This window comes from Collinsella sp. AF16-8 (genome assembly GCF_003462695.1).
In the GTDB taxonomy this organism is placed as follows: domain Bacteria; phylum Actinomycetota; class Coriobacteriia; order Coriobacteriales; family Coriobacteriaceae; genus Collinsella.
Map to the genome: position 1 here is coordinate 25,964 of NZ_QRXX01000010.1, position 13,244 is coordinate 39,207.

Here is a 13,244-nt window from a genome sequence, read left to right on the forward strand (position 1 = left end):
ATGCGTCCCGGAATTTGCCTTTGGAATGGGACGTAGTTTCCCGTTGAGGCGCTTTGCGGAAAGTGCGTCCCACTCTGGGCGTTCGAAGTGGGACACACTTTCCCAAAGGCGTTCCAACGGGAAATTGCGTCCCATTATTCGGTCAAGAAACGGGATGCATTTTCCCAATGAGAGCAAAACCGGAAAATGCATCCCACAATCAGCCCTCAAAGTGGGACGCCGTTTCCCAATGAGGCTCAAGCGGAAAATGCATCCCGGAATTTGCGCTCAAAGTGGGATGCGGTTTCCGGTTGAGGGTCTAAGGGGAAAGTGCGTCCCAGAATCGACGCTTGAAATGGGATGCAGTTTCCCGATGAGGCACTCGACGGAAAACACATCCCAGAAATGGCCTTTGAGCTGGGATAAGATTTCCGCGGCATCTCGGATTCTCAAAAATGAGACACGCCGTTGGCGAAAATGAGACACGTGATATCGGGCATCGGACGTATCATTTGCAAAAATGAGTCCACTCCACTCGAGTAAAGCGAGGTCCCTCATGTACGTTCCACACCCCCGTATCCGTAGGCTGTCGAAAATCCCGCTTGTTGGGACGGCGGCGCTTGCTGCGTTGATCGCCACGAGCGTCGCCTGCTTCACGGCCACGCCCCAGGTTGCCCAGGCGGCAGACGCGCCCGCAATCACCGATATGACCGAGCAGGATTATCAAGCCCTGGGTCTGGGCACGAGCGAGGACATTCCGGCCGATACCGTTGGCCCCTATTCCACTGATACCCCCACGACGTTTGCCACGCGCAGCGAGGTCTATATGGCAGCTAACGGTAGCCATGGCAATCGCTACACTCTGCGCGACAAGCTCGAGAACGTCGAGCGCGGTGACATTGGCGGCAGCAGCAAACTCACCGATGGCTATGGAAGTGTGTGGGGCGCCGCAAAGTTCTGGCAAAACGTCAACAACTTCGATACGAACAGCGATCTCTACAAGCATAGCGACTACGGTGGCGGCACCTGGTCGTACCTAAGCAACAATGAGTCCTCAACAGTACTCGCCAACGACAACAACGGTTTCTCGGGCATTCACGCCACGAGTGTTGAGTTCTGCAGCGACGCCAGCATGGGCAAAAAGAGCCGCGTTGCCGAGCTCCGTGCCTACGGCGACAGTTCCTCCACGACGATTGACGGCAAGTCATACGCCGGAAAGGTTGAGCTGGTCCTCTACTCGTTTAGCAACGGGCGTACGCGCACTCTCGACACACACCTGCCGGTGACGGTCAACACTAATATGATGTACGAAGGCCGTTTTAAGTACCTGGATGCCGGTTACCTGCAAGAGCACGACGCCGTCTTTGATGTCGAGGCGGGCGATGTCGATGGCGACGGCGTCGACGAGCTTTTTGTCTACGCGGGCTGCTATGTCGACGAGAACGGCGTGCGCAAGGCTGTAGTCGACATGTATGACTTGGAGGGCGGCAACTGGAAGCAAAGCGTCGTCAAGATCGATGCCGGTAACGCCGCGGACTACACCACGCACAACAAGGGCGGGAACGACTCCTGGACGCAGCTTCAGTCAGCTCCTGTCGTTTCGCTAGCGGCCGGCGACCTCGATCGCGATTTTTGCGATGACCTCGCCATCGTGGTCTCGGCACCCTACGGCAAGAAGAATATTGATAAGTCGACGCATTGCGAGCTGTTTTCGTGGGATGCATCCAAGGGTGCGCTCGTCCATGTCGATGCTCTGGGCGACGCGGGCGCAATCTCCCTCTCCGCGAACGGCAAGACCATGGTCGCTGCGAATGCGACGTTCGGCACGTTTGCCGCCTACGATGAAGAAGGAAAGAAGACGGGTGAAACCGTCACGGGCCTTATTCTTGCGGGCTATGACTGGCAACGCAGCGCTTTTGATTACGGCGCTTCTGACGGCAGCAAGGGACTGTACGGCGCGCTGTACCGCTACGCGTATTTTGACTCGGAGTCTGGCGAGTTCAAGCTTTCCGATTGCAAGGAATACAGAGACGGGCTCCTCGCCTCCTATGGGCTGATGCATGTGCCCAACAGCGCATGGAAGGATAGCGCTCAGGATAAGCGCTATCCGTGCACCTTGGCGCCTATTGCCCTTGCCACTGCCAACCTTGACGGCCTGTTCGAGCAGCTGGCGGTCGACGAGGTGCTCGTGGGCGGCGATGTGTTCCGCGACTTTGCCTGCAACACGGCACAGAGCGGGGCTCAGGGCTTGGGGTCCATGGTCGGAACCATGAGCATGAGCGGTCAGCAATACAACAGCAGCAACAAGCATGACCACAAGGGTATAGAGCAGGTGTGGATCAGCGACGTCAAGGCGGGCAGCGTCTCGGGTTCGGACCGCTATAACGAGAGCTTTATCGCCGTGGTGGGCAAGCACCGCGACGAGGACCTGCGCAAGAACGATGACTACTATTGGATGACCGCCTCGCATTTTTCGCTCGACGAGAACGGAAAGGTGCGCCGCGGCGAGGAGCAGGTGATTAGCGAGAGCAACCGTCGCGGCACTACCTATGGCACATTTATCTCGCTCGCGCTGCCCGATGTCGACAACGACAGCGTCAAGATCACGTACAAGGACCGCTACAAGGTCTATACCAACCCGCGCGTGCTTGCCGTGCTGCAGGATGCGCCCTATGTTGAGGATCTGGAGCAGGCATACGGCTATCTGGTGTTGGGCGGCACGTCATACGGAGAGGAAAAGGGCACGGGGACATCCCAGGGCTATACCATTGGCGCCGAGTTGGGCGTTGCCGTCGAGGTGCAGACCGGTCCGCCCCTGGTTGCGATGAATGCTTCAGTCGATTTTGCCGCCGAGGGATGCTATGACTACCGGAGCGAGCGCACGGTCAGCGCAAACGTAAGCTATGAGTCGCATGCCGGCGAGGGTGACAAGACCGTGCTCTACACGATTCCGATGGTCTATTACGAGTATGAGATCGAAAATGAGGAAACTGGTGGCAAGGGCGTGATGGCGGCGCCCGTGTCGCTCGGCGCGCAGACCTCGGTCGTTAATGTCGAGGCCTATGACCGCATTGCCAAACAGCACAATATGACGCCGCTCAGCTACTTTTTGACCAACCGGTCGGGAGAACCCGGAACCTATCAAACGACGCTCAACGGCGAGACTCCCGTTGGGGATTCCTTTGGCCTGGGCAAGCCTGGCGTAACGCGCGCCTACACGCACGATGGGTTTAACGGCGCCGCCGCGCAGTCGGGGGCGAGCATTGAGCAGACCATCGAAGTCGAGGAGGGCAAGGAGCAGGAGCTCGAGCTCGGCTTGACGCTGAACGGCAGCGTTGTCATGGGCGCGAAGCTCGCAAAGCACGAGTTGTTTGGCGGCCTGTGCTTTGGTGCCAACGCCGGCTTTACTACGGGTAACTCCTCGAGTGAATCGACCGAATACGGCGGCACCGTCGACAACCTGCCCGAGGCCGCGCAGGGCAAGTACGGTTTTGTGTGGCGTCTGGGCGTCAACGCGGTGGATGTCGACAAGTTCGAGGCAGACTCGGGCGACAAGCTCGGCACCAAGGACACCGACCAGTTCTGGATCGTGGGCTATGACGTTAAGGACGTCGAGATGCCCGACGCGCCGGCCGTGACGGGCTTTACGGCAAACGCCGTCGATTCGACCAGCGTTACGTTTAGCTGGGACGATGTACTCGCAAACAAGAGTGGCTTTAGCTACGGCGTGGGCATGCTGCAGAGCAATGCGGCGGATGCGGTCGTCAATAGCTGGAAGATTGCCGACAACACGCAAACCTCGCTCAAGTGGGATGGGCTGCAGCCCAATACGGAGTATCGATTCGCCATCGCCGCCGTTAAGAATGGATCCACGACCGAAACAGGTATTCGCTCGGCAATCATCACGGTCAAGACCATGCCCGATGGCATGACGATGACCGTGAGCGGACCTGCGGCGGATGCTGCGGAGGGGTCGGATCTTGGATACGACTCTTCGGTTGAGCGCACGGCGGGAAGCCACCTGACGCTCTCGGCGATTGGCCATGTGAAGCAACTCGGTGCCGACGATAGCGAAACAGGGCTGGCACCGACCTATATGTGGTACCGCAAGGGCCGCGGCGAGACAGAGTTTAAGCTCGTGGGTGCCGATGGCAACCTCGCGGCTGGAACGGCCTCAAAGCTCGAGATTGACCTGACCGCAGACGATGACGGTGCGCAGTATTGCTGCCACGTGGGATACAACGACGTGGGCCTCGACACCGGCACGACGCTCGTGAATATCGAGGCCGAGGAGACGGCGCCCACAACGGTGAACGCCACCCCGATCCGCACGCGCCGCCTGTTCTCACAGGCAAGTGCGGGCGCCAAGAAGTTCCTGGACCATACGCTGGTAAACACCGCCGGCCCAACCGATTCCGAAGGCTCAAAGGACCCCGAGACTCCTGAGACCCCGACGAACCCGGACAAGCCCAAGTCCGACAACGGAGCTAAGACCGACACCAAGGTCAAGACTACGACCACAGCGAAGAACCTCGCAAACACCGGCGACCAAACATTCGCCCTAGTCGCCACCGCAGCAGCAGCGGGAGCAGCGCTCGTAGTGATAGCCCTCATCATGCTGATCAAGCGCCGCAAGACCCACTAGTAGCCAGTCGAACATATCGACAACCCAAAAACCCGGGTAGCCAAAAAACAGGCCACCCGGGTTTTCTGTTGAGTGGAGACTCCGCAAGCGGAAACTGCATCCCACAATTAGCGCCCGGAACGGGACACATTTTCCGTCAAGCCCTCATCCGGAAAATCCATCCCAGTTTGAGCGCCCAGACCGGGACGCACTTTCCCAAAGGGTCCTCAACCGGAAAATACATCCCGGAATCCAGCTGAATAGTGGGACACACTTTCCCAATCGGGTCCCAAGCGGAAACTGCATCCCATTCCAGACAAGAATTCCGGGACATACTTTCCGCAAACAAAGAAGGCCACATAACGTGGCCTTCAACTTATATATGTTCGGCGATACACCCAAGACAAGCCACGCCCCAACATCAGGGCGTCTGTCCAGGCGGAGGCATATAAGGTTCATCGCGAGTTCCGCACGCAAAGGAGGCCACTTAATGTGGCCTCCGTCTTGCGCAGGACTGTCCGAGCGGGGAACCTTATATGCCTCCGCCCGGACAGACGTTTCAGTTATGAGCGACCCGCTACTTAATCTTGGTCGTGCCCGGTGCCAGGTTGGGGTCGGTCTCGTTGGCCTCGGTCTGGAAGTGCTCGGTGTAGACGTTCTTGCCATCGCGGAACATCTCGTAGTACTGCATCTTGGCGTAATCCTCGCGCGCCTTGGTGGCGGCTGCGGCAGCGGCGTCGTCACCGGTGACGTTGGAGGAAAGCGCCCAACGCAGGCTGGCGTCCTCGTAGCCGACGGAGTTGATGGCGGGCAGCGACTCGCGCAGTGTCATATGCGCCTTCTGATAGTCGGAAAGCGGGGCGCCGATCAGCTGCATCAGCTGGGTGGACAGGTAGTTGGTGGACAGGTCGTCGACCTCACTCGTCTGGTCGCAACCGGCAACGTCGTAGTTAGCCCATATGATGTAGTCAGTCTGCCACAGGCGTTCCTGGTGCGTGGCATCATCCTCGCCGGTAAACCACTTGTCGTTGAACTTGGACGGGAAGAACGGCTGGTGGTCGCCCCAGAACACCACGACAACCTTACGGTCGAGCTTGCTCAGGGCGTTGAGGAAGTAGCGAAGCGCCTGGTCGGACTGCTCGATGCACGAGACATACTCGTCGACATCGGAGAGCGTACCGTCCTCGACGGTCTTGGCGTCCAGGTCCGTCGTGTCGATGTTCAGGTGCATCTGCTTGTCGACCGGCAGCAGGCCCGTGTCGTAGCCCGAGTGGTTCTGCATGGTCACGTCGAAGATAAACTGCGGATCGGCGTTCTGATCGAGCAGCTCAAGGATCTTGTCGTAGGTTGCCTGGTCGGTCACCATGCCGCGCAGGGTGTCGGCTCCCTGGAAGTCGTTGATGGACAGGAACTGGTCAAAGCCAAAGTCCTTATAGACGTTCTCGCGGTTCCAGTTGGTCGCGTGGTTGGGGTGCATGGCCGTGGTGGAATATCCGAGCGACTTGAACTGCTCTGCCAGGTTCCCAGTCGTTTCCATGTTGTAGATGGTGTAGGGGTACACGCCCGAGCCCAGGTTTGCCATGGAGTTGCCGGTCATAAACTCAAACTCGGTATTGGCGGTACCGCCGCCGTAGGCGCTCACATAGAGCTTGCCGCGGCTGAGGCAGTTGGACAGGTTCTTAAAGTACTGCGGGCCCTCGTAGCCGGCGCGCATGTTCTGATAGATCGACAGGTCCGAGAAGGTCTCGTTCATGATGGCGATGACCGTGGGCTTCTCGCTGTCGAATTGCTCCTTTGCGGCGGTGCGCTCGTCGCTCTTGGCGGCGTCGGACTTGTCGTAGGCCTTGGCGTACTTTTTGAGCGTGGCCTTGGCGTCATCGACAGAATAGTCGGCGGGTTTGGGCGGCTTGATGGACTGCGCTGCACTAATAAAGGCAGGCAGATAGCCCTCGCGCCAGTAGCTCTCGAGCGGGCGCCAGGTGTAGACGGTGATGCCGAGGGTGTTGTAGTAGTCGATGAGCGTGACGTGTGCGGTCACGCCGCCCAGGCACAGCACCGCCACGAGTAGGTTGGTGAGCAGCATGCGCTTGGCGCTGGCCGCGCCCTTCTGGCGATGCGGCGCCACGATGCCGGCGTACTCGCATAGCAGCATGGCGATGGCGGTAAAGCCCATGGACAGCACGCAGAACAGCGAGATGGAGAAGGTGTAGCCGTTGCCGGCGACTGCGGCGGCAGTGGAGATGGCCGAAAGGTCGCCCGGCTGGATGGGCATGGATTTAAACGTGATGACGAAGAACTCGGCAATGCCCAGGACAAAGAGGGCAAAGGCCAGGACGGCGGGAGCTGCGCCGTGGCGCTGGAATAGGAAGAACAAGCCGACCATGAGCACGGTGATGATGGCCCACTCGAGCAGGATGCACAGGGGGTAGACCCAGGTAAAGTCGTGGTTGGACGAGACCTCCATGCCCAGCAGCGCAAAGACGCCGGCGAGCAGCAGGCACAAGACGGCGGCGACGAGCGGGCGGCCCACAAAGGCACCGCGCAGGCGGGCGAGCTTGCCGGTGGGGGCGGGGGCGTCGGCTGAGGCGAACGCAAAGACGCGCGGGGCGATGCGGTCGCGGGCGATGCTGGCCCAAGCGCAGCCGGTGAGGATGGCGTTGGTCAGGATGAGCATCACAAAGGCGAGCGGCTCGTTTTGGGCGACGAGGCCAATAGCGCCCCAGACGGTCAAAAAGAGCTGGAACAGGCCGAAGACGACGCTCCACCCAAGAGCGCTTTTGGCAACGGTGCCCGACTGTGCGCGAATGGCCTTGGCCTCGCGCAAGACAAGGTAGACGGTCGCCGCAAGACCGACGAGCGAGATGGCGGCAGCGAACATGCTGAGACTCCTCACAAACTTAAAACCTACGAAAGCGGGGATTAACCCGATTGTTACCGAGATATGCGCAGCATTTGACGGCTGCGTACAACAACCAGCCATAATAACGCGCGAGTATGGCGGTGTTGCGCAATGGAGTGCCCACCTGCGCGATAATGGACGGGAATTACACGGAAACGTAAAGGCTTCTTAAAGAAATGGCGAGGGTAGGGCGATGAGCGAGCAGGTTTGCAAGGCGGACATGGGCGGCGACGGAGCTGCGGTCGTGGATACGTACGGCTATCCGGTCGAGACTACGGGCAACGCGGTACTGGACATTTTGGAGCACCGTTCGTCCACGCGCGCTTTTGCGCGCGATGACAGCGACCGTCCCGTGGCGGTGACCGACGAACAGCGGGCGGCGATTCTGCATGCGGCGAGTCGCGCGCCGTCGGCGGGCGCCATGATGATGTATTCCATCGTGAGCATTCGCGAGCAGGCTACGCTGGACCGTCTGGCCGACCTGTGCGATCACCAGCCCATGATCGCCAAGGCGCCCTGGGCACTTATATTTGTGGTCGATTATGCCAAGTGGATCGATCTGTTTGAGCACGTGGGCTGCTTTGAACCCGAGTTTGTCGAGCGCATGGGCAAGGCGCCCCGCCGCGCGCCGGGTTTGGGCGACTTTGCCATCGCGGCGCAGGATGCCGTGATCGCCGCTCAAAACGCCGTGGTCGCCGCCGAATCTCTGGGGCTGGGGAGCTGCTATATCGGCGATATCGTCGAGAACGCCGAGGAAGTTGCCGCACTGCTGGACTTGCCTGCCTATACCATGCCGCTGTCGATGCTCATCATCGGCACGCCCCGTAAGGAGCGCCCGGCAATCGCGCATCCCGTGGTGAACCTGGTGCACGAGGAGCGTTATTGTCGCGCCGACGCCGCGACGATGGATGCGCAGGTGGCCGAGATGGATGCGATGTTTCGCCCGCACGCCCGCGAGGTGGGCGAGCGCGTCATCGACATCTACACCCGTAAGCACACGAGCCCCTTTATGGCCGAGATGAGCCGCTCTATGGAGTGGTGGTTCAAAAACTGGCTCGGAAAATGACGAATGTGACAAAGGGGGCGTCCCTTTGTCACATTCCATATCGCCGCGGTGGCCTAAAGGCCGCATAAATGTTTATCTAGCTGGGAAAACGGTGCCATTAAAATATGGGCTGATTACATATAATCCCGTCGAACGTTAATATTGGGAGGAAACCGGCTTATGGAACAAAAGGCAAAGGAAGTAGCCTCGCACGCTGCGATTCCTGTGAGCATCTCGGCGATGCTCGTCACGCTGGGCGTGGTGTATGGCGATATCGGCACCAGCCCCATGTATGTAACCAAGGCGCTCGTTGCCGGCAACGGCGGTATCGGAAGCGTCACGCAGGAGTTCGTGCTCGGCGCGCTCTCCCTTGTCGTGTGGACGGTCACGCTGCTGACGACCGTCAAGTACGTGCTGATCTCGCTGCGCGCCGACAACCACGGCGAGGGCGGCATCTTTGCCCTGTACAGCTTGGTCAAGCGCTGCGGCAAGTGGCTCATCATCCCCGCCATGCTGGGCGGCGCGGCGCTCCTCGCCGACGGCATCCTGACGCCTGCCGTTACCGTCACCACGGCCATCGAGGGCCTGCGCACCATCCCGGCGGTCCATGCCGTGCTCGGTGACGACCAGGGTCGTGTCGTCGCCATCACGCTTGCCATCATCATCGCGCTCTTCTTGGTGCAGCGCATCGGCACGGCCAAGATCGGTCACGCCTTCGGCCCCATCATGACGCTGTGGTTTTTGTTCCTGGGCGGCACGGGCCTGTTCTTTGTCTGCCAGTATCCCGCGGTGCTGCTGTGCCTCAACCCGTTGCGTGGCATCGCTTTTCTGCTGAGCCCCAACAACCATGCGGGCATCATGATTTTGGGCAGCTGCTTCCTCGCTACCACCGGTGCCGAGGCGCTCTATTCCGACATGGGCCATGTGGGCCGCGGCAACATCTATGCCACCTGGCCGTTCGTTAAGTGCTGCCTGCTGCTGTCCTACATGGGCCAGGGCGCGTGGCTTATCAACAACGCCGGCAACCCGGAGCTCATGGGTATCGCCGACCTCAACCCCTTCTACCAGATGCTCGCCCCGGGTCTGCGCCCCTTTGCCGTCGGCCTTTCCACCGTCGCGGCCATCATCGCCTCGCAGGCGCTCATCACCGGCGCATTCTCGCTGGTGTCCGAGGCCAGCCGCCTGGACCTCATGCCGCATATGCAGGTCTTCTATCCTGCCGAGACCAAGGGCCAGCTCTACATCCCCATGGTCAACAACGTCATGCTCGTGGGCTGCGTCGTCGTGGTGCTGCTGTTCCAGAACTCGGCGCACATGGAGGCCGCGTACGGCCTGGCCATTACCCTGACCATGATGTGCACGACAATGCTGCTCTTCTTCTATCTGCACGTGGAGCGCAATCTCAAGGTCGCGCCGTGGATCTTTGCTGCCTTCTTCCTTATGCTCGAGGGCTTCTTCTTTGTGAGCTCGCTCACCAAGTTCTTCCACGGCGGCTACTTCACCATCCTTATGGCTGCACTCATCATGGGCATCATGGTGTGCTGGTACAACGGTACGGCGGTCGAGCAACGTCAGTTTACGCTGCTGCCGCTGCGCAGCTATCTGCCGCAGCTCAAACGCCTGCGCGACGACGATCGCTACGAGCTCATGAGCGACAACATCGTGTACCTGACCAAGGACACCAACACCGACTATATCGACCGCGATATCGTCTACTCGATTTTGGACAAGCACCCCAAGCGCGCTCGTGCCTGGTGGTTCGTGAATGTCGAGACCATGGAGGAGCCGCATACCTTTGCCTACTCGGTCGAGACGTTCGGCACCGACTACGTGTTCCGCGTGCATCTGTATCTGGGCTACAAGATCAACCAGCGCGTCAATGCTTACCTGCGCCAGGTTGTTCAGGATCTGGCTGCCAGCGGCGAGCTGCCGGCGCAGACGCACGATTACTCGGTCTACAAGGACCCGGGCAACATCGGTACGTTTAAGTTCGTCATGATCCGCAAGCTGCTGGCGCCCGAAAGCGACGTGGAGCCCAGCGAGCGTACGGCCATCACGCTCAAGTACATCATCCGCCGCGCCGCCGGCACGCCTGCGCGCTGGTACGGCCTGGAGAACTCCAACGTGAGCTTTGAGTACGTGCCGCTGTTCACCAAGTTTAAGGCCGTGAGCAAGATGCAGCGCCTGGCTCCCGACGAGCGTCCGTAGTCGACGTCTGCTGTTTGTCTAGCGACCGCAGGCTGCAAAGGCTATACACTTGAAACCACCACAAGGAGGCCACCACCGCAAAGGTGCCAGTCCCCTTTGTGGTGGTTTTTGTTTTTGAGAGAGGGGCGGGGCGCTGATGGACGTCCGTACGGACGGCGATATGGCCGAGAACTTTTGGTGGCGGCGCACGACGTTGACGCGTCGCAGCCCTCTGTATGACGCCTGCGTGTCGGCGGGACTGCTGGTCGCGGCGACGATTGTGGGCGCGCTGCTCGACCATCCGGGTCTCGCGCCGAGCATCATGATCGTCTATGTGTTCGCCGTGCAGCTGTGCGCATTCTTTACCTGGAGCCGCCTGTATTGCCTGCTGAGTTCGGCTGCCGCCGTGGCGCTCTACAACCTCTTATTTGTCGACCCGCGCTACTCGCTGTCGTTTATCGACCGCGTCTATCCCGGCATGTTCTTCATTATGTTTGCGGTCTCGCTCGTGTCGAGCTCGATTGCGTTGGCCCTGCGCCGCGCCTTGGCGCAGGCCGCCGCCAGCGACCGCCGCACGCAGATGGTGCTCGAGACCAACCGCATGCTGCAGCGCTGCGCCGATAAGCAGCAGATTGTCCATGCCATGGCAACGCAGCTGGCGCGTCTTTCGGGCTGTCCTGTCGTGTGGTACAGCGCCGACGCCGAGGGCGATGACCTGCTGCCGCGTGCGACATACACGGCCGTGGGCGATGTCGCGCCGGTGCATGAACTGGCGCCGCAGATGCCGCCGCGGCTCTCGGCGTCCGCCTATGTGGGAACGCCGCTCGATGCCACCTACGGCGGCTCGGCGTTCTACGGCATCTACCTGACCGTGCGCTCGGGCGACACCATGGTGCGCGCGGGCGATCCCGCCTCGGTGGTGGGCGTGCTGGCTATCGTTGCCGAGCCCGACGTGCTGACGCACGAGGAGCGGACACTTGCCGATGCCATCGTGAGCGAAGGCGAGCTGGCACTCGATCGCGCCCGCGCCATGGAGGCCCGCGAGGAGGCGGCGGTGCTTGCCAAAAATGAGCAGCTGCGCGCCAATCTGATGCGCTCCATCTCGCACGATCTGCGCACGCCGCTTACCAGTATTTCGGGTAATGCCGACGTGCTGCTCGATCAGGGTTCGACCGGCACCGCGGTGCTCGATGCCCAGACGCGCCGCGGCCTGCTGCTATCCATTCGCTCGGATGCGCTGTGGCTCAACGCCACGGTCGAGAACCTGCTCGCCATCACCAAACTCGAGGGCGGCGGCATGCATCTGTCGACCACGCTCGAGCTTATGGACGATATCGTCGAGGAGGCGCTGCGCCATGTTAATCCGGCCGTGCGCGAGCACGACCTTAAGGTGGTGGCGAGCGATGAGCCGGCGCTCGTCAATGTCGATGCGCGCCTGATGGTGCAGCTGGTGGTAAACCTGGTGAACAATGCCATTACCTACACGCCCGCAGGCTCGCATATCGTGATCTCGATTGACGCCGGCGATGGACGCGTGGCGTGCTCGGTGGCCGATGACGGCCCGGGCATCGCACCCGAGGACCGCGAGCGAATCTTTGAGTCGTTCTACACCGCCAACCACGGTCTTGCCGACAGCCATCGCAGCGTGGGCCTGGGTCTTTCGCTCTGCCGCTCCATTGCGTTGGCGCATGGCGGTAGCATAGAGGTTGCCGCGGCGGACCCGCACGGCTCGGTCTTCACGATTGAGCTTCCCGCCGCCGACGTTTCGTTTGATAAGGAGTAGCACCGTGCCGAACTCTGCCGTGAAACCGCTCATCTTGGTCGTTGAGGACGATCCAGCCGTTCGCAACCTCATCGTTGCCGCGCTCGAGGCGCACGGCCTGCGCCATATGGCTGTGGAGACCGCTCATGCCGCTATCGCCGCCGCCTCGTCGCAGGCGCCAAGCATTGTGCTGCTCGATCTGGGCCTGCCCGATATGGACGGCGTCAAGGTGGTGGAGTCGGTGCGAGCGTGGTCGGGTATGCCGATCATCGTGGTCTCGGCGCGCAGCGAGGACGCGGACAAGATCCGCGCGCTCGATGCTGGCGCCGACGATTACCTGACCAAGCCGTTTTCGGTCGAGGAGCTGCTCGCGCGCATTCGCACGACGCTCAGGCGCCTTTCGTATGCGCAAACGGGCGGCGTTGCCTCCGAGGGCTCGTTCGATACCGGCGAGCTGCATATCGATTTTGATGCTGGCATCGCCATGATGGATGGCGAGGAACTGCACCTGACGCCGATCGAGTACAAGCTCCTGTGCCTGCTGGCGCACAACGCCGACAAGGTGTTGACGCACCAGTTTATCCTCCACGAGATTTGGGGCACGGCGACCAAGAGCGACCTGGCGAGCCTGCGCGTCTTTATGGGCGCGCTGCGCAAAAAGATCGAGTCCGACCCCGCGCATCCGCGCTATATCCAGACGCATGTGGGCATCGGCTACCGATTGGTCATCCAAGGCTAGATCGCCAAC

6 protein-coding genes are annotated in these 13,244 nt (G+C 60.6%); 5 read left to right on the plus strand and 1 reads right to left on the minus strand.

Annotated elements, in window-relative coordinates:
* The first annotated feature begins 535 nt into the window (after positions 1-535).
* Entirely contained in the window at positions 536-4,624 is a 4,089-nt protein-coding gene (locus DWW73_RS08965; protein WP_117779381.1) for a fibronectin type III domain-containing protein, read from the plus strand.
* Positions 4,625-5,180: 556 nt separating this feature from the next.
* Here the strand turns inward: DWW73_RS08965 and DWW73_RS08970 are convergent.
* Positions 5,181-7,481, minus strand: coding sequence for an LTA synthase family protein (locus DWW73_RS08970; RefSeq protein ID WP_117779382.1), 2,301 nt, complete (start codon positions 7,479-7,481; stop codon positions 5,181-5,183).
* A 214-nt stretch (positions 7,482-7,695) separates the two neighbouring features.
* On the opposite strand from DWW73_RS08970, the gene DWW73_RS08975 reads away from it, so the two are divergent.
* From DWW73_RS08975 to DWW73_RS08990, 4 genes are all read left to right on the plus strand, one after another.
* Positions 7,696-8,568: a nitroreductase family protein gene (locus tag DWW73_RS08975; RefSeq protein ID WP_117779383.1), complete on the plus strand. Its 873-nt coding sequence runs from the start codon at positions 7,696-7,698 to the stop codon at positions 8,566-8,568.
* A gap of 159 nt (positions 8,569-8,727) precedes the next feature.
* Positions 8,728-10,755, plus strand: coding sequence for a KUP/HAK/KT family potassium transporter (locus DWW73_RS08980; protein WP_117582962.1), 2,028 nt, complete (start codon positions 8,728-8,730; stop codon positions 10,753-10,755).
* Between the two features lie 136 nt (positions 10,756-10,891).
* Positions 10,892-12,517 (plus strand): ATP-binding protein, encoded by a 1,626-nt coding sequence (locus tag DWW73_RS08985; RefSeq protein ID WP_117779384.1) that lies wholly within the window; start codon positions 10,892-10,894, stop codon positions 12,515-12,517.
* Positions 12,518-12,521: 4 nt separating this feature from the next.
* Positions 12,522-13,235: a response regulator gene (locus DWW73_RS08990; protein ID WP_199413509.1), complete on the plus strand. Its 714-nt coding sequence runs from the start codon at positions 12,522-12,524 to the stop codon at positions 13,233-13,235.
* Positions 13,236-13,244 lie beyond the last annotated feature (9 nt).